Origin of the sequence: Bradyrhizobium altum, from assembly GCF_020889705.1 — a bacterium.
In the GTDB taxonomy this organism is placed as follows: Bacteria; Pseudomonadota; Alphaproteobacteria; order Rhizobiales; family Xanthobacteraceae; genus Bradyrhizobium; species Bradyrhizobium altum.
The window spans coordinates 193,475-211,150 of sequence record NZ_JACMYP010000001.1; the positions used below are offsets into that span (position 1 = coordinate 193,475).

The window sequence follows — 17,676 nt, forward strand, 5'->3', positions numbered from 1 at the left end:
GATGATCGTCTGGGTTACAGGCGCGAACGGGTTCATCGGCCGCCATCTGGCGCATGCGTTGGCGGGGGCAGGCCATGCGGTGCATGGCGTCGGACACGGCGCGCTTGATGCAACGGAAGCCCGGCGGCTCGGCTTGCAGAGCTGGATCAACGGCGAGATCGATGCGGCGAATCTCAACGCGCTTGCGGCTGCGCACGGGCCGCCGACGCGTGTCTTTCATCTGGCCGGCGGATCGTCCGTCGGCGTCTCCATCGAACGGCCGTTCGAGGATTTTTCGCGCACTGTCGCGAGCACCGCGCGGCTGCTCGAATGGCTGCGCGGATCCGCGCCAGACTGCGCGGTGATCGCTGCGTCGAGTGCGGCCGTCTATGGCGCCGACCATTTCGGCCCGATCGCTGAAAGCGCGATCGTAACTCCGATGTCGCCGTATGGGCAGCACAAGCTGATGATGGAGCAATTGTGCGCGAGTTATGCGCGGTCGTTCGCCTTGCGTTGCACGGTCGTGCGGCTGTTCTCTGTCTATGGGCCCAACCTGCGCAAGCAATTGCTCTGGGACATCTGTTCGCGGCTCGACGCCAAGGAGCAGGTGCTCACGCTCGGTGGGACCGGCAACGAGATACGTGACTGGACCGACGTTCGCGATGTCGCGCGGCTGCTTGCAAGCGTCGCGGAAGCATCGTCGTCACCGGAGGCCTTCCGGGTCGTCAATGGCGGTTCGGGCCGGGGAACGAGCGTTGCCGACATCGCCGCCGGTCTCATCGGACAGTGGGGGAGCAAGACGGTCGTGCGGCACTCGGGCGTCAGCCGCCCCGGTGATCCCATGAACCTCTTGGCCGATGCTGCGATGCTGCGCCAGATCGGCTTCGACTGGCGCATTCCGCTCGATCAGGGCCTCGCCGATTACGTGGCCTGGTTCAAGGGGCAGGCTTCGTGACGTCCGCCGGCCCGGTGCGCTTTGCGTTCAACCACATTTCACGCCCGCTCTGGGCTGGCGGGTATAACTATCAGCGCAATTTGTTTACGGCGCTGGCCCGCTTTCGTACCGGCGAATTCGTTCCGGTCGTTCTCGCCGGGCATCAGGCTGATGCCAGCGAGCTTGCCGAGCTAGCAGCGATCCCCGGCGTCGAGATCGCGCGCTCAGCGGCATTCGACGGACAGCCGGGCCTGACGGCCGCGCTTGCGGGTGGTCTGGATCGTGGCGCCGCGCAGGCGTTTCGAGATGCGCGGGTCGATGCGGTCGTCGAATCGGCGCGCTTTTTTGGCTGGCGGCTTGCGCTGCCGGCGGTGGCCTGGATACCCGATCTGCAACACCGCTCCTTGCCGCAGTTGTTTCCAACCACCGCACGATGGCGCCGTGAGCTCGGCTTCCGCGTGCAGATCGCCTCTGGCCGGACGATCATGCTGAGCAGCGAAAGCGCGCTGCATGATTTCCAGGCCTACTATCCGCGCGTCAGAAACAAGGTCTGTGTCGTTCGCTTCGCGACCCAGCCGCCCGCCGCGCTTCTCAACGAGGATCCGCGCGAGGTTATCGCGACCTATGGCTTGCCGGAGAACTACTTCTATTTGCCAAACCAGTTCTATCGTCACAAGAACCACCGGCTTGTGGTCGACGCGCTGACCATCCTGAAGCGCCGCGGGGTGAACGTGGTCGTTTGTGCGTCTGGTAGCACCGAAGACCGGCGTGAGGCCGGATATTACGAGCTCGTCAAATCGGAGGTCGAGAAGCGCGGCCTGGATTCATATTTCCGCCACGTCGGCATCATTCCGCTGGCTCACGTCTATGCGCTGCTGCGGGCGTCGAGCGCGATGATCAATCCATCGCGTTTCGAAGGCTGGAGCTCGACGGTCGAGGAGGCCAAGTCGTTCGGCGTGCCGATGGTCCTGTCCGATATCGACGTGCATCGGGAACAGACCGAAGGGGCTGCGCGCTATTTCGGCGTCGATGATGCAGCCGCGCTGGCAGATCACCTGGCGCAGCTATCGGGGCAAAGCCACGCACAGGTGGTGCGAAACATCGTTCCGCAGCAAGACGGTCGCGTGCGCGCCTTCGCGGCGAGTTTTGCCGATGCGATGCGGCGAGCGGTTCACCGGGGTGTCGATCAGCCAGGCGCAAAATCGGCGTGAAGGTTGAGCCGAATGCGGATGTTTCGACAAGTCACTAGCAAAATAGGCGGCCGTGGATGGAAAAGCTGCCTCGGCGTCTCGCGACACCGGTCAAGCCTCGGCTAGGGTTTGACCGCTTCGAGATAGTGTTGTGCCTCGGTCGAAGCGGTCCTGGCCACTACCAAACTGCATTCGGCTGACCACTGCTTTAGCTCATCCATTTCATAACGGTACGCGTAGGGCGGGTGGTACCAGTCGAAGTTGACCAGGTCGCAATGTCGTTCAGAGAAGTTCGGGTTGTGCCAGCACTTCATAAAATGCTGATAGATGAACGATTGCACCGGGTAGCGGCCGGCCTTGATGCCGAGGAACGGCAAATCCTCCGCGATCGTGACGACGCCGTCACACGCCTGAAGGTCACGACCGAGCTTGGTGATCTGGTTTGCCACTGCAAAGGCCGCGCCGGTGTCCATGGCGACGATCTCCGATCGCAGAGCGTCGTCGATCGCCTCCCGCATTGGCGTTTTCTTTGCGTAGGCTGTGATCGCGATCGTGCCACCGCTTGCAAGCTGATCGACCAGCGTCCGGTAGGTAGCTGGTGGATTCGGCGTGTGATGGATTGCCGCACGGCACAGGATGAAATCGAACAGGCCTTGATCAGCTGGCTTCGTGATGTCGGCCTGCACCAGCGAAGCGTTAGCCGGGCGTTCGATATCGTCCAGTGAACCGTGGAGGTCCATCCCGAAATAACGAAGGCCGCTGGGATTCGGGGTTGCCGTCAGCGCATTCATGATGTCGCCGTAGCCGCAGGCTGCGTCGTAGACCTTCACCGTGCGCCGGCTGGCTTCGTCTCGGATTTTGTCGAACAGGCTTTGCCATGGTAGTTGACGGGACGGCATGGCCTTGGCTGTGTCGGGGTTCTGCTTGACAAAATCGCCAAATTTTAGGTCTGCGCCCCACTGCTCAGTGTAGTGCGCTGCGGTCTTCGAGACGTATTCGCCATGGTCCATTGTGATGCCCTCGTGGCTCCTCCGCTCTGCTAGACGATCGGGGACGCCAGGACAACTACCAGTGCAGCGGGGGGCTGCCGAATATCCGGGCTCGATGTTGCTTTGAACGACCACGTCGCTCGATCTGCGAGGACTCTATTAGGTCCCACGAACTCGTTGATTTGCCTGGTCTGGCTTGCCAGCAGTTCCCTAGGGAGATGGGCTGCTTCCCAATAGAACCCCTAAGCCTCACCGCGATGGTTCGCAAGCCATCTGCTCCCGCGTAGCCCCGCGGCGCTCGCTCGGTCCGGCGCGCCGCCTGCCACATCTTCCTTGCGCCGTAAGGTTGACGTTCATCGCGTGAACAGGCTAGAGAAGCGCTTTGAGGGCTGCGTGGTGCTTCCTCGCGACAAACGCGAAGCGTTTGCGCGCAGGATGCGGCTGATCAAATGCGCTGTCTGTCGGACTGATCACGAAACCCAAGCGGATTAGGCTCATCAAACCGTGTGCGGCATATTCGGCCTAGTCGCCAAGAACGGGCTCGTCGATGCCGGTCAAGTCGATCGATTGACGGATCTCGTTGCGCACCGCGGTCCTGACGGCCGGGGAGTGAGGATCAATGGCCGTGTCGGGCTGGGGCACCGGCGACTGGCCATCATCGATCTGACTGATGACGGCGCGCAGCCGATGCGCGACAAGCTTCTTCCGATCTGGATCACCTACAACGGTGAAATCTATAACTATCTCGAGCTGCGCGCGGAGCTAGAGACGCTTGGGTATGTCTTCCACACCGCTTCGGACACCGAGGTGTTGCTGGCGGCTTATGTCCATTGGGGCGAGAAATGCCTCGACCGCTTCAACGGCATGTGGTCGTTTGCCATCCACGACGAGCGCGACGATACGCTGTTCTGTGCGCGCGACCGTTTTGGCGTCAAGCCGTTCTACTTCGCAGATACGACGACGCAGTTCGCCTTCGGATCGGAAATTCGCCAGCTGCTGCCGTTGATCGGGCGTTCCATCGCAGACGACGAACTCGTTCGCGACTTTCTCGTCTGCGGCCTGAGTGACCACACCAACCGGACCTTCTTCAGGGGTATCGAGAAGCTGCCTCCCGGACACAAGATGCGCCTCGATGTGACGACAGGTCACATCGCGATCGAGTGTTATTATTCGCTGGCGCCGCGTTCGGCCGTGCCGGGTGACGCGGATGTGCCCAGAGCTCTGGCGGAGCTGCTCGACGATGCGACACGTCTGCGCCTGCGCTCCGACGTTCGCGTCGGGACCTGCCTGTCGGGCGGATTGGACAGTTCCAGCGTCGCGACGCTGGCTGCGAGGCGCTATGCGTCGACCACCAATGATCGCTTCTTTGCCATCACGGCCGTGAGCGAGCAGGCCGCCAACAACGAAGAGGCATATGCCGCCGACGTAGTGGCAAAGGCCGAGCTGAACTGGTTGCGCACCAAGCCGGGATATGAGGATTTCGCATCGACTGCGGAAGCCTTGCTTGACGTTCAGGAGGAGCCGTTCGGAGGCCCCTCGATCATGATGCAATACGAGGTGATGAAGACGGCACGCTCGAATGGCGTGATCGTGCTGCTCGATGGTCAGGGTGGCGACGAGACGCTGCTGGGCTATCACCGTTATTATGCGGCCTGGCTGCGTGACCAGCTTCAGCACTCAGGCGTTGGCGGATTTTTCTCCGCCTTCCGCGCGGCGACACACGCTGGCGTTTCAGCCAGGCGCTTGCTGATGTATCTGTTTGGAGCGAGCTCCGCCGGGCTGCGCGCGGCGTTCTATCGCTGGCAATATTCCTTCCTGAAGAGCCCGGAGCTGCCGGAATGCCTTCGGCGTTTTGCGCGGAAGACGGAGGATGCGCAGGACATGCAGGTCCTGGAGATCACCGAAACCAACCTGCCGATGCTGCTGCGTTTCGAGGACAAGAACTCGATGCGGTTCGGCATCGAGACGCGATTGCCATTCCTGGACTACCGGTTCGTCGAGTTTGCGCTGAGCCTGCGACGCGCGTCAAGCTGAACCATGGGTGGACGAAATGGCCGCTTCGTGCAGCGATGCAGGACCTGCTTCCGACCAACATCACCTGGCGCAAGGACAAGATCGGGTTTGCAGCGCCGGATCAGCTGTGGCTCAACCGGCATTCGCCAGCGATGTATGAGAAGGTCGTCGGCAGCACGCTGCTTGCGCGTTACGTCGACATGGCCGCGGTGAAGAAGAAATTCCACCGGCTCGACCTCGGAATGCGCTGGCGGCTCTATTGTGTGGCACTTTGGGGCGAACGCTTCCGGGTGGGAGCCCCATGAAGATTTGCATGTTGTCGAGTGTCCATTCAGCCAACGACATTCGAATTGTTGAGAAGGAAGCGCGAAGCCTGTCCGAGGCAGGTCACGAGGTCACGGTTGTGGCGCGGCCGCCGCGCCCGGGGGACGCGGGACGCATCGAGTTCAAATTGGTCGAACTGCCGCCGGTTGCCCGGTGGAAGCGCCCGTGGGTGATGGGACACGCTGCGACCGCGCTTGCCCGCGCGGCCAAGGCGGATGTCGTGCAATTTCACGATCCTGAGCTGATCCCGTTCGCATTGCTGCTGAAGCGGCAGCGCTGCAAGGTGATCTACGATGTTCATGAGGACGTGCCGGCCGATATCCATTCCAAGCGGTGGATCTGGCCCTGGATGCGCCCCCTTGTCTCACGCGGGATGGAACTGGCGGAGCGAGCGGCCGCGCGGCGTTTCGATGCGATCGTGGCGGCGACGCCGGCGATCGCCGAACGCTTTCACGCCTATGGTGCTGATGTCACGTTGGTGAGGAACACGGTTCGGCTGGATGAATTCATCGAGCCGACGGCAACGACAAAGCGGCGACGCCAGGCGGTCTATGTCGGGCGCACCAGTTTTGATCGCGGTTTGGTCGAAATGGTGGAGGCGTGTTCTGCCGTCCGGCTGCCGCTGGTGCTCGCCGGGACCATTGGCCGCGAAGAACAAGCCTGGCTTGAGACGTCGTCGGCTGATGTGTCATACCGGGGCCTGTTGGGCCGGGGTGACATCGCGACGTTGCTGAACGAAAGTCTGATCGGCCTCAATCTGCTGTTGCCCGAACCGAACTATTTGCTCTCATTGCCAACGAAGTTGTTTGAATACATGGCCGCCGGGCTGCCCGTCGTTACCAGTGATTTGCCGAAGTCGAGGGAGATCGTCGAGGCGGCCGGGTGCGGCGTTGTGGTCTCGCTGAGAGATCGCAAGTCTTTGCTGGACTGCCTGTCCGCGCTTGCGGACGATCCCGGACAGGCGATCGGATTGGGGCTGGCGGGACGCGCCGCGGTTGCCCGGTATTTCAATTGGCAGCATGACGCGGCGGAGCTCAACCGGCTTTACGCCGGTCTGGCGTCGCCCGAGGCGGACCGATGAACATCTGGCTCGTGCATCCGTTCGCCGGGGGGCCAGGCCTCGGCCGCCACTATCGTCCGTTCTGGCTGGCGGACGCGTGGGGAAAGATGGGGCATCGGGTGGTGGTGGTCAGCGCCGGCTTCCATCATCTGCACAGGGAGCCGCGCGCTCCGGGGCCGCAGCGGATCAATGACGTCGACTTCTGGTTTCTCGATACGCCCCGCTATGGCCGCGGCAGCCTAGGGCGGCTTCGCAACAATCTGAGCTTTGGGCCGGCACTTCGCGTGGGGGCGTCTGCAATTGCTGCGCAGTTCGGCGAGCCGGACCTAATGATCGCGTCAAGCCCACATCTGTTCTTCATTTCGGCGGCACGTCGGGTCGCACGGCGTTTCGGTGCCCGGTTTTGGCTAGAGGTCCGTGACCTCTGGCCAGAGAGCATCATCGCGCTTGGAATGACCCCGGCATGGCATCCCCTTATGAAGATGCTGGGCTGGAAGGAGCGCGCCGCCTATCGTGCGGCGGGTCGTTTGATCTGTCTGCTGGCTGGCGCAGAACCCCATATGCGCGCGCGTGGCCTGCCGGCAGGCCGGTTCCTGTGGATCCCCAACGGAGTGTCCGACGGAGAAATCGAGAGCGCGCTGACGATCGAACGTCTTGCTCATCCCCTGATCGACCGCATCAATCAGCTGAGGCATCAGGGCAGGCGGGTCGTCCTCTACGCGGGCGGCATGGGGCCGCCGAACGCCGTGGAGGTCATTCTCGACACAGCTTCCGTCCTCGGCCGGACGAGGCCCGAGATATTTTTCGTGCTGATCGGCTCGGGCACCTCGCACGGAGCACTGAAGCAGCGCGCGGCCGCGCTTGCCAATGTCGAATTTCAGGACGAGGTCGATCGATCGATCGTGCACGGCATGCTGCATGCGTCCGATTGCGCGGTCGTGGCCTTCCATAAGAATGCACTCTATCACCACGGCATCAGTCCCAACAAGTTGTTCGATTACTGCCTGTTCGCGCCGCGCAGCGTCATCGCCTGCGAAGAGCCGGCGCTCGCCGGGCTCGGAGACCTGGTGACCGCGCGGTGCGCGCCGGATGATCCCGCTGTGCTCGCCGCATCGCTGAGCGCGGCGCTGGACGGTCGGGCACGTGCGCGGGATGATCGCGTTGCCATCGCGCAGCGATACAGCTATTCGACGCTGGCTGCGCGGTATCTGGCTGAGCCCGGTGATCGCGGCTAGGTGTGGCGCTAACGACACATCAGGTAGGACAAATTTCCTTTATTATCAATGACTTGGTTTGTTCATCATGTGAACGAATTCGCTTGACGTTCATCCGGTGAACGCGCTATCAGCCTCCTCCAGTGGGGATAGGCGTGATGGCGGGCATTCTACCGACAGATGAGAATGACAGCGACCGGCTGGTGCTCGGTCTGCTCACCTCGCTTGAAGCCGATGGTGCGCAGTCGCAGCGGCGGATCGCGGCCGATCTCGGCGTCGCGCTCGGCCTGGTCAACGCCTATCTGAAGCGGGCGATCAAGAAGGGCTTCGTCAAGGTTGGGCAGGCGCCGGCGCGGCGTTATGCCTACTACCTCACGCCGCAAGGCTTCTCCGAGAAATCGCGACTGACCGTCCAATTCCTGTCGGACTCCTTTTCGCTGTTCCGCAAGGCGAAGGAGGAATATGGCAGGCTGTTCGAGCGCGCCCAGGCGCGTGGCTTCAGGCGGGTTGTGCTCGCCGGGCAATCGGATCTTTGCGAAATTGCGATCCTCTGCGCGGTCGACGGGCCAATATCGGTCCTTGCGGTCGTCGATCCCGATGCAACCGCCGCCCGGTTCATTGGGGTCAAGGTGGTTTCCTCCTATGCGTTGGTGGACGAGCCGTTTGATGCGGTCGTTGTGACCAATTTGACGGCAGCGCGAAGCGTATTCGACCAGGCGGTCAGCAATTTCGGGGCAGAGAAAGTGCTTGCGCCGGACCTGCTGGGCCTGCGTCCAAAGCAGCGGCAGGGGGCGTGATGGCAATGGAGCCCGGTTCCCGCTGGTGTGTCGTGCAGACACAGGTCAATGCCGAAGCAAAAGCGGCGGCTGGCCTCGTGCGGCAGGGCTTCTCCACCTACTTTCCTCGCTATCAGAAACGCCGCAGCCATGCGCGGAAGATCGAGCTCGTGCCGCGACCGCTGTTCCCGCGTTACCTCTTCGTTGCGATCGATGTTGCAGCCCAACGGTGGCGCGCCATCCAATCGACGCTCGGTGTTTCACATCTCGTGTGCGTCGGCGATCGGCCGGCCGCGGTGGAAAACGGCATCATCGATGCCTTGAAGTCGCGTGAGGACGAAGCTGGATTCGTTGCGCTTGCGCGCAGGCCGGCTTTCTCGCCCGGCGACAAGGTGCGAATTGTCGAGGGTGCATTCGTCGATAGTATTGCGCTCGTGGAGGATGCAAGCGATCACCATCGCGTGGCTGTTCTCTTGAACTTGCTCGGGCGCCAGGTCCGCGTTTTCGTTGGGACGGGTCTGATCGCTGCGGCTTGAGTACGCCTGCACTTGGCAGGCGTGACGGAAGTTTTTTGGCTTGGGTGTGACGCTCGATTCACCCCGAGTGCGGTAGCTTGCCTGAAGCAAGCTGAACGTTCGAAGAGAGGGTTTTCATGACGAGCTACGCACTGATCGGTGCCGCCGGCTATATCGCGCCGCGACACATGCGGGCGATGGCCGATACCGGCGGCGAGCTCGCCGTGGCCTACGATCCAAACGACTCCGTGGGAATCATAGACAGCCATTTTCCCGATGCCGAGTTCTTTACGGAGTTCGAGCTGTTCGATCGTTACGTCGGCGCGTTGCAGCGCGACGGCAAGAAGATCGACTACATGACGATCTGCTCGCCGAACTACCTTCACGACGCGCACTGCCGATTTGCACTTCGCTCCGGGGTCGATGCCATCTGCGAGAAGCCGCTGGTCCTCAATCCGGGCGACATCGACGGGTTGGCGGCCATTGAGCGAGATACTGGCCGGCGCATCTCCACCATCCTGCAATTGCGCCTGCACCCGGCGATCATCGCGCTTCGGGATCGCTTCGCGAATTCGCAGAAGCGCCACAAGGTCGAGCTCACCTACATCACCTCGCGCGGGCGCTGGTATCACACCTCCTGGAAGGGCGCCGAGGAAAGGTCAGGCGGTGTAGCTACCAATATCGGGGTGCACTTCTTCGATATGTTGAGCTTCGTGTTTGGACCCGCCAGCCGCAATGAGGCGCACCTGCGTGAGGCAGAGAGGGCGGCCGGCTCGCTGGAATGCGAGCGCGCGGACGTAAGCTGGTTCCTGTCTCTGGACCGCAGCGATTTGCCGAACAGCGTGAAAGGCAAGAAGACGACCTATCGCTCCATCACCGTGGACGGCGAAGCGGTCGAGTTTTCCGACGGTTTCACCGATCTCCATACACGAAGCTACGAGGAGATCATCGCCGGCCGCGGATTCAGGCTGGACGAAGTTCGTCCGTCGATCGATATCGTTTCCACGTTTCGCCATGCGCCGCTCGTCCGGAGCAACGGCGTTCACGCCTTTGCCCAGAGGGCGATGCACAAATGAGCGAGATGCGCGAAGATCCGCGCTTCCCCGGCGTTTTGATCCATCAGTCGAGCTACGTCGACGACGGTGCCGTGCTCGGGCGCGGCACCAAGGTCTGGCATTTCTGCCATATTCTGTCGCGCACGATCATCGGCGAGAATTGCTCGATCGGCCAAAACGTGATGATCGGTCCCAATGTCAGGATCGGAAGCGGCTGCAAGATCCAGAACAACGTCTCGATCTACGACGGCGTCGAGCTTGCGGACGGCGTGTTTTGCGGTCCGAGCTGCGTCTTCACCAACGTGAACAATCCGCGTGCCGACGTTTCTCGGAAGGACGAGTTTCGCAGGACGCCGATCGGGCGCGGCGTAAGCATCGGTGCCAATGCGACCGTCGTCTGCGGGCATTCGCTGGGCGAATACTGCTTTATCGGGGCTGGTTCGGTGATCACAAAGGACGTCCCCGCGTTTGCGCTGATGGCAGGAAATCCCGCCAGAAGGATCGGCTGGATGAGTAGAGCCGGCGAGCGGCTCGGTAAGGATCTGGTGTGTCCGCGGTCGGGCGAACGGTACAGCGAAACGGCCACCGGCTTCCTGTCGCCAGATTGTTGATGGTGCGGAACGAGTGCAATCGCGACGTAGAATGCGGACTTGGAGTTGCATCCTTGCGCGACGGCTGTCGTTCGCGTGGCGTGCCTGCACAAGCAAAGGTTCGTTTGCACAGCGTCGAGTTGCAGTCTTCCTCGCCAAGTCGCGGGTGAACGGCGGACTCGTGCAGCCTCCGAATTGTCTGAAGAGAATCTAAACATGCGGACTAAGCGCATCTTGGTGGCATACTCCGCCGCCTCGACATTCGTCTCAACGACCCTTCAGCACCTGTTGGCGTTGAAGGACTTCACTGATTATGACGTGAAGTACGTGCATTCGACGCATCAGGCGCAAATGAATTTCGACTTCAACGATTTCGACGTTCTGATTCATAACTATTGCGCAAGGCTATGCTTCGACGGTTACGTGAGCGCCGACTATGAACGTGCCGTCACCGCCTTTCGAGGCTTGAAGATTGCTGTTGTCCAGGACGACTACGATCGGACGATTGCGCTTCATCGTGCCATCCGCCGACTCGGATTTCATGTCGTGCTGACAAGCATTCAGAGTGACTTTTGGCACTTGGTCTACCCGAAGTGGCAAGTCCCGGGCGTCAGGCTCGTTCAGGCGCTCACCGGCTATGTGCCGGCGAATAGGCCGGTGCCGGATAAGGAGATCCTGCCGCTTCGCGAGCGCCCTCATCTGATCGCTTACCGCGGAAGGGATATTGGAGCGAAGTATGGCCGGCTCGGATTTGAGAAATACGAGATTGGCCGACGCATGATCGAGATCTGCGAGGAGCAGAATATCCCTCATGATATCGGAATGGACGATGCCAGCCGGATCTACGGTGACGATTGGTACAGCTTCTTGGGTAGCAGTCGGACAATGCTCGGCAGCGAGAGCGGGTCCAACGCGTTTGACTTCGATGAGGTGATCGAAAATCGACTAAGCGAGTTCGCTGCAGTTCAGGGGCGTCCGGCAACCTATCCAGAGCTAGCGGAGTTTCTCGAGCCGCTGGAACGTCCATTTGATGTCGGTCAGATCTCCCCTCGCGTTTTTGAGTGTGCGGTGATGCGAACTCCGATGATCTTGTTTCGGGGGCAGTACTCAGGAGCCATTGAGCCGGGCATTCACTACATTCCCCTCGAGAAGGACTTCTCGAATGCGACGGACGTCTTATCGCGGCTCCGAGATCTCGATTTTCTCCAGGGTTTCGCTGATCGAGCCTATGATCACCTGATAGCGTCTGGTCGGTACAGCTATGCGAGATACGCGGATCTAGTTTCCGATGTGATCGAAGAGCAGTATCCGCAGATGGAAGTCGATTCGTTTGTTCGGCATCGCAACAGCATTGCGGCGCGGGCGAATCCGGTCCAGAAACCGGACGTCGTCACGAGCCCAGAGGACGCGGTACAGGTTGCCTTGGGCGAACGGCCAACTGAGCATCCGCAGAGCTTGGCTGAGTTTGCGGCAAAGCAGGACGCTTACGTCGAGCTCCTGCGCGCATTGAGCGCGCCGGAGCAGTCCGCATATTTGAGTGAGCCGGAGCAGTCCGCAAGTTTGAGCGAGCCTGAGCAGTCCGCAAGTCAGTCGAAGCCTCATGTCGGGTCCAACAAGTTTGGTATGGTGCTTCAACTCTGGCGGATTCTGCCAAACGGGACGCGCAAGAGAATCTCCCCTGCGTTACGACGACTCGCGGATGAGACGGACAACGCTAGCAATTAAGTCGGTTGGTCATGTCCAATAGAATTGGTGTCATCGCGCTTTCGCGGTTCCTCGACGATCCCAGGGTGCGCCGTCAATGTGACTTGCTTCACTCCAACGGATTTAAGGTCTTCGCGATCGGGGAGGACGACGAGCGGAACCACTCGCTGGGATGGACGGTCGTGCGGTGTGCGGAAAGCGAAGTCGGCGCGTGCGTGGGCTCATCTAATCCTGTCAGCGTGGAGGTGAAAACGAATCCTGTCAGTGCAGAGATGAAAACGAATAGTTCTGTCAGGGCGAGGGTGAAAGCAAAATACCCGGTGGCATGGAGCCTACTTCGCACGGCCTGGCGCAGCTCGAAACGGGTAGCGGCCGGGGTAGTGCGCGTCACGGCGCAGCAGAAGGCCAAGGCTAATCTACTCGCGACGAGGCTCCTCGGGCGGTCGCCGGCTCGATTTGCACAGCGGTTGGTCATTACGGCTCGCGCCCAGCGGTGTAAATTCCAGCCGAGCTACGCGGACCAGATCTTCTGGTCCTGGAACAGCAAGCTCAACGACCTGTACGCCAAGGCGCGGCCGTTGAAGTGCGACATCTGGCTCGCGAATGACTGGATCACGCTGCCCATTGCTGCCCGGCTCGCTGCCGAGAACGGCGGCATTTATGTGTACGATACCCACGAGTTTGCGATTCAGGAGTACCAGGAGCGCTGGATTTGGCGTGTTGCGCAGAAGCCGATCGTTGCAGCGCTTGAGAAGAAATATATTGGGGGCGCCAAGCTGGTCACTGCCGTTTCCTCCGGCATTGCGGAGCGAATTTCCGATATCTATCAACTTCCGCGTCCGGCTCTGACAATTCGGAACACACCGAACTATGTTGAATCGTCGTTTCGGCCGACGGGAGATACAGTTCGGGTGCTCTACCACGGCATCGTCTCGCCGGGACGCGGGCTTGAAGCGGCGATCGACAGCGTGCCAAAGTGGGCGTCGGATCGGGAGTTTTACATTCGCGGTCCCGGCTCGGAGGCCTATCTTGACTCGCTCCGACGGCGGATCGCGAGCTCTGGCCTGCAGTCCCGCGTCTTTCTGCTTCCTCCGGTCCCAATGAGGGAGCTGGTGCGCGAGGCGACAGCATTCGATATCGGCTTTTTTGCCTTGCCGGGACATTCGCTTCACAACGAGTTCGCTCTTCCGAACAAATTCTTTGAGTACGCGATGGCCGGACTCGCTCTGTGCGTGAGCAATCTGTCTGAGATGGCGGGATTGATCTCAAAGTACCAGATCGGCTCCACCTTCGCTGAGATTTCATCGGAGCCGATCGCTGATGCAATCAACCAGCTCACCCGGGATCGGATCGATCGCTACAAGCGCAACGCACTGGTCGCTGCGCGCGAACTCTGTTGGGAGCAAGAGAGCATCAATTTTGTCACTGCATTGAACGCGCTCGTTGCGAGGACCTAGGATCGTGTGTGGCATCTTTGCGTCTCTAGGCTTCCTGCCCGACAAGGCCAACATCGATATCGTCAGCCATCGCGGTCCTGACGGATCCGGCTGGAAGGTTTTTGAAACCTCTCGGGGGCCGCTCGCGCTGGGCCATCGTCGCCTTGCGATCATCGATCTGACGGAAGCGGGCCATCAGCCCATGGGGTATGCCGATGGCCGTTACTGGATGGTCTACAACGGGGAAATTTACAACTATCTCGAGCTGAAGAGCGGGTTGGAGGCGCTCGGCTGGGTATTCACGAGCCACAGCGACAGCGAGGTGCTGATGGCGGCGTATGCTCAGTGGGGCGAGGATGCCTTGCAGCGCTTGATGGGCATGTTCGCTCTTGTCATTTGGGATGCTCGAGAACAGCGGCTGTTTATGGCCCGCGATCGGTTCGGTATCAAGCCGCTCTACCTCGCCTCGTCCCCGCGAGGAATCGCCGCTGGCTCTGAAATCAAGCAGCTTCTGAACTTGCCGGGCATTTCGCGGCGGATGAACGTCCCGCGAATTCGAGACTTTCTAGCTTCAGGTATCAGCGAGCATACTGCTGAGACAATGTTTGCCGACGTTCAACAGTTGCGCGGCGGCGAGTGTGTGACACTTGACCTCGCGAAATGGAGGCCCGGCGAAGCTCTTCCAATCCGAAGATGGTATGGAATTCTCAAGTCCGGCGGGCTCGAGCTTTCCGAGCAGGAGGCCGGTGCGAGATTTCGCGACCTGCTGACCACTAGCGTGCAGATGCATCTCCGATCAGATGTGCCCGTGGGGTCCTGCCTGTCCGGCGGCCTAGACAGCTCGTCCATCGTTTGCCTGATGGACCGCCTGTTGCGCGAGCAGAACGTGACTGCGCCTATCAACACGATCAGCGCGTGTTACAAGGAAAAGGAAGTTGACGAGCGGCCGTTCATGGAAGCCGTCGTAGCTTCCGTTCATAGCAAGCCGCACTACGTCTATCCGACCGTCAACGATGCGATAGAGCAAGCCGAAAAGATCACGTGGCACCAGGACGAGCCGTACGGGAGCACAAGTATCTTTGCGCAATGGAGCGTCTTTTCCGCAGCCAGACAGGCCGGGGTCAAGGTGATGCTCGATGGCCAGGGGGCAGACGAGCAGCTGGCCGGTTATCACAGCGGATTTTACTACTATATGGCCGACCTAGTCCGGCGGCAAAAATGGTTGGCATTGGCACGTGCTGTGGAGCAGCGTCGAGCATTTCATGGATTATCCTACCTCGATCAGCTTCGAGGGCTGTCGGTCCCTTTCGTTCCGCGAAGGTTCCTCGGGCGCGGGAAGCAGATGCTGGGTATGCCCGATTGGCTGGCATCGGATGCGTTCAGAACGCTTCTGAACAGCGATGCCTTTTCAACAGCGCTGGCCGCGATCGGTGTTGGCCCCGTTCAGTCGATTGGCGACCTTTGCGTTGCGATGACGCAAGGGTCGAACCTCACTATGTTGTTGCACTGGGAAGATCGGAACAGCATGGCCCACGGAATTGAAGCTCGCGTTCCGTTCCTCGATCATAGCCTGGTGGAGTTTTCGATTGGGCTCGGAGAGTCCCACAAGATCGTGTACGGCGATACCAAGCGTGTGCTCCGACGAGCCATGGCTGGAGTGCTTCCGTCCGAGGTCGCAAATCGTCGCGACAAGCTCGGGTTCGCGACGCCGGAGCAGACCTGGTTTCGCGGGCCGCTTCGGCAGGCCATCGAGGCCGGTGTAGAGGACACGCTGGCGCGGTTTCCCGGGCTCTTGCACCCCGACAACACTCGCCGCCTAACGCAGCAGATGCTCACCGGCGACCGACCATTGGACTTCACGGTTTGGCGAATTGTCAACGTGGGCATCTGGGGGCGGGTCTTCAACGTAACCATGTAATAGCATCCTATTCTCCGGATTTCCGATCGAGCCTGGTCTAACTGAAAGCAATATCATCGATGTGTGGAATCGGCGGTCTCTTGTCACTGCAAGGCGTTCCTGTTAGATCTGCCCAGCGCGCACTCGAAGCGATTGGAACGCTGATCGCGCATCGGGGACCCGACGGCTACGGCTTGTGGACCGATCCGACTCTCCGCGTTGGTCTCGTCCACCGACGCCTTGCGATCATTGATCTCACGCCTGCTGGCGCCCAGCCGATGGAGGCGGTGAATGGGACGGTGATTTCCTACAACGGAGAGATCTACAATTATCTCGAGCTGAAGGAGCAACTCTCTGACAGCTGGACATTCCAGTCCACTTCGGACACCGAGGTAATCCTCGCCGCCTACAGCAAATGGGGCGAGCGCTGCGTCGATCACCTGCGCGGGATGTTTGCCTTTGCGATCTGGGACAATCGAAACAAAAAACTGTTTGCCGCTCGCGACCGCTGCGGGATCAAGCCGCTCTACTACACGGTGCAGCAAGGGGTCTTGTACTTCGCGTCGGAGGCCAAGGCGCTTCTGCCGTTCCTCGGCGATATCGAGACCGACTCCGAAGCACTGAGTGAGTATCTCACATTTCAGTACACGATCGGCGAGAAGACCCTTTTTAAGGAGATATCCGCCTTGCTCCCCGGGCATCTGCTTCGGGTCGAAGGCGGGAACGTCGCGACGTCCCGGTATTGGGATGTGCAATACGATGTCGATTTTGATCGTAGTCCAGTCTACTTCGAGCGGCGTTTCGCTGAACTGCTGTCCGACTCGATGCGAGTGCATTTGCGCTCCGACGTTCCGGTCGGCGGTTATGTGTCGGGAGGTCTCGACTCCAGCCTTGTTGCGCTCTTGGCCGCGAAGCTCGACCACCGCAGCCGCGACGCGTTCCATGGCCGCTTTCTCGAATTCCCCGGCTATGACGAGAGCGAGTATGCAAAGACGGTGACGGACCTGGCGGACATGTCGCTCCACATGGCCGACATCACCGCCGCCGACTTTAGGAACAGCATCGGGGATGTGATCTATCATCTGGATTTTCCCGTCGCTGGACCGGGGGCGTTTCCGCAGTACATGGTATCCGCGCTCGCGGCGAAGAATGTCAAAGTCGTCCTGGGCGGGCAGGGTGGCGACGAGCTGCTCGGCGGCTATGCGCGGTATCTGGTCGCCTATTTCGAGCAATGCATCAAGGCGGCGGTCGACGGCACCTATCAGAGTGGCCACTACGTGGTCACGATCGAGTCCATCGTACCCAATCTCGGCCTGCTGCGGGAATACAAGCCGATGATCAAGGAGTTCTGGCGCGATGGTCTCTTCGAGGACCTCGATCGAAGATACTTCCGGTTGGTTGATCGTTCGACCGATATGGTCGGCGAGGTGGATCAACGCGCACTGCACAAGGAGGCGGTCTTCGAGGCTTTCCGCGCCATCTTCAACAACCAGGACAACGTGCGGAAGGAAGCCTACTTCGACAAGATGACGCACTTTGATTTCAAGTGCTTGTTGCCGGCGCTGCTTCACGTCGAGGACCGAATGAGCATGGCGCATGGCCTGGAAAGCCGCGTGCCGTTGCTCGATCATCCGCTCGTGGAGTTTCTCGCAACCGTGCCGGCCGACGTGAAGTTCATGGGGGGGCAGATGAAGCAACTCATGAAGACAGCCTATCGCGATACCCTTCCGAAGGCGCTGTTGGAACGGCGTGACAAGATGGGCTTTCCGGTGCCACTGAAGGAATGGTTCGACGGAGAACTCAAGGACTTTGTCCTCGATATCTTCGGGGAACAACGCTCGAAGCGTCGCCCGTTGTTCAACAGCGATGTCGTGCTTTCCAGTTTGGGCGGGCAATCCCGCTTCTCTCGAAAGACGTGGGGCCTTCTCAGTCTAGAGCTCTGGCACCAACGCTTTCACGACCGAGCGACCGAGTTTCGCGCGATGGTCAGAACATAAACG

The 17,676-nt window shown here is 60.4% G+C and carries 13 protein-coding genes and 1 pseudogene; 13 read left to right on the forward strand and 1 reads right to left on the reverse strand.

Annotated features, from left to right (window positions below; genetic code table 11):
- Position 1 precedes the first annotated feature (1 nt).
- Complete coding sequence (locus H8B02_RS00925) at positions 2-934, forward strand: NAD-dependent epimerase/dehydratase family protein (RefSeq protein WP_229164140.1); 933 nt, start codon at positions 2-4, stop codon at positions 932-934.
- Positions 931-2,124 (forward strand): glycosyltransferase, encoded by a 1,194-nt coding sequence (locus H8B02_RS48335; RefSeq protein ID WP_229164143.1) that lies wholly within the window; start codon positions 931-933, stop codon positions 2,122-2,124. Before H8B02_RS00925 ends, H8B02_RS48335 begins: the two co-directional genes overlap by 4 nt.
- A 101-nt stretch (positions 2,125-2,225) precedes the next feature.
- Here the strand turns inward: H8B02_RS48335 and H8B02_RS00935 are convergent, their stop codons facing one another.
- Positions 2,226-3,113: a class I SAM-dependent methyltransferase gene (locus H8B02_RS00935; RefSeq protein ID WP_229164145.1), complete on the reverse strand. Its 888-nt coding sequence runs from the start codon at positions 3,111-3,113 to the stop codon at positions 2,226-2,228.
- Positions 3,114-3,596: 483 nt separating this feature from the next.
- Between H8B02_RS00935 and asnB (H8B02_RS00940) the strand changes: the two are divergent.
- The 11 genes and pseudogenes from asnB (H8B02_RS00940) to asnB (H8B02_RS00990) all read left to right on the forward strand — a co-directional run bounded on the left by asnB (H8B02_RS00940) (position 3,597) and on the right by asnB (H8B02_RS00990) (position 17,673).
- Positions 3,597-5,410, forward strand: a pseudogene (gene asnB, locus H8B02_RS00940) (asparagine synthase (glutamine-hydrolyzing)).
- Between the two features lie 8 nt (positions 5,411-5,418).
- Entirely contained in the window at positions 5,419-6,510 is a 1,092-nt protein-coding gene (locus tag H8B02_RS00945) for a glycosyltransferase family 4 protein (RefSeq protein WP_229164147.1), read from the forward strand.
- Positions 6,507-7,724, forward strand: a complete 1,218-nt coding sequence (locus H8B02_RS00950) for a glycosyltransferase family 4 protein (protein ID WP_229164149.1) — start codon at positions 6,507-6,509, stop codon at positions 7,722-7,724. Before H8B02_RS00945 ends, H8B02_RS00950 begins: the two co-directional genes overlap by 4 nt.
- Positions 7,725-7,861: 137 nt before the next feature.
- Positions 7,862-8,500, forward strand: coding sequence for a winged helix-turn-helix transcriptional regulator (locus H8B02_RS00955; RefSeq protein ID WP_229164151.1), 639 nt, complete (start codon positions 7,862-7,864; stop codon positions 8,498-8,500).
- Positions 8,500-9,015, forward strand: coding sequence for a transcription termination/antitermination protein NusG (gene nusG / locus H8B02_RS00960; protein WP_229164159.1), 516 nt, complete (start codon positions 8,500-8,502; stop codon positions 9,013-9,015). The genes H8B02_RS00955 and nusG overlap by 1 nt, the downstream gene beginning before the upstream one ends.
- A 116-nt stretch (positions 9,016-9,131) precedes the next feature.
- Positions 9,132-10,070, forward strand: a complete 939-nt coding sequence (locus H8B02_RS00965) for a Gfo/Idh/MocA family oxidoreductase (RefSeq protein ID WP_229164161.1) — start codon at positions 9,132-9,134, stop codon at positions 10,068-10,070.
- Positions 10,067-10,660: an acyltransferase gene (locus tag H8B02_RS00970; protein WP_229164163.1), complete on the forward strand. Its 594-nt coding sequence runs from the start codon at positions 10,067-10,069 to the stop codon at positions 10,658-10,660. The genes H8B02_RS00965 and H8B02_RS00970 overlap by 4 nt, the downstream gene beginning before the upstream one ends.
- Positions 10,661-10,855: 195 nt before the next feature.
- Positions 10,856-12,364 carry a hypothetical protein gene (locus tag H8B02_RS00975; RefSeq protein ID WP_229164165.1) on the forward strand — a complete coding sequence of 503 codons (1,509 nt, stop codon included), beginning with the start codon at positions 10,856-10,858 and terminating at the stop codon, positions 12,362-12,364.
- An 11-nt stretch (positions 12,365-12,375) separates the two neighbouring features.
- Positions 12,376-13,800 (forward strand): glycosyltransferase, encoded by a 1,425-nt coding sequence (locus H8B02_RS00980; RefSeq protein ID WP_229164168.1) that lies wholly within the window; start codon positions 12,376-12,378, stop codon positions 13,798-13,800.
- A gap of 4 nt (positions 13,801-13,804) precedes the next feature.
- The gene (asnB, locus tag H8B02_RS00985; RefSeq protein WP_229164169.1) at positions 13,805-15,697 is read left to right on the forward strand and encodes an asparagine synthase (glutamine-hydrolyzing); all 1,893 of its coding nucleotides are present in this window, start codon (positions 13,805-13,807) and stop codon (positions 15,695-15,697) included.
- Positions 15,698-15,756: 59 nt separating this feature from the next.
- Positions 15,757-17,673: an asparagine synthase (glutamine-hydrolyzing) gene (asnB, locus tag H8B02_RS00990; RefSeq protein WP_283842114.1), complete on the forward strand. Its 1,917-nt coding sequence runs from the start codon at positions 15,757-15,759 to the stop codon at positions 17,671-17,673.
- The last annotated feature ends 3 nt before the right edge of the window (positions 17,674-17,676 follow it).

What these genes read in the sequence shown, in the direction of transcription:
- H8B02_RS00925 (WP_229164140.1), top strand. Translation starts at nt 2, where the DNA reads ATGATCGTCTGGGTTACAGGCGCGAACGGGTTCATCGGCCGCCATCTG.
- H8B02_RS00935 (WP_229164145.1), bottom strand. Translation starts at nt 3,113, where the DNA reads ATGGACCATGGCGAATACGTCTCGAAGACCGCAGCGCACTACACTGAG.
- H8B02_RS00945 (WP_229164147.1), top strand. Translation starts at nt 5,419, where the DNA reads ATGTTGTCGAGTGTCCATTCAGCCAACGACATTCGAATTGTTGAGAAG.
- H8B02_RS00950 (WP_229164149.1), top strand. Translation starts at nt 6,507, where the DNA reads ATGAACATCTGGCTCGTGCATCCGTTCGCCGGGGGGCCAGGCCTCGGC.
- H8B02_RS00955 (WP_229164151.1), top strand. Translation starts at nt 7,862, where the DNA reads ATGGCGGGCATTCTACCGACAGATGAGAATGACAGCGACCGGCTGGTG.
- nusG (WP_229164159.1), top strand. Translation starts at nt 8,500, where the DNA reads ATGGCAATGGAGCCCGGTTCCCGCTGGTGTGTCGTGCAGACACAGGTC.
- H8B02_RS00965 (WP_229164161.1), top strand. Translation starts at nt 9,132, where the DNA reads ATGACGAGCTACGCACTGATCGGTGCCGCCGGCTATATCGCGCCGCGA.
- H8B02_RS00970 (WP_229164163.1), top strand. Translation starts at nt 10,067, where the DNA reads ATGAGCGAGATGCGCGAAGATCCGCGCTTCCCCGGCGTTTTGATCCAT.
- H8B02_RS00975 (WP_229164165.1), top strand. Translation starts at nt 10,856, where the DNA reads ATGCGGACTAAGCGCATCTTGGTGGCATACTCCGCCGCCTCGACATTC.
- H8B02_RS00980 (WP_229164168.1), top strand. Translation starts at nt 12,376, where the DNA reads ATGTCCAATAGAATTGGTGTCATCGCGCTTTCGCGGTTCCTCGACGAT.
- asnB (WP_283842114.1), top strand. Translation starts at nt 15,757, where the DNA reads ATGTGTGGAATCGGCGGTCTCTTGTCACTGCAAGGCGTTCCTGTTAGA.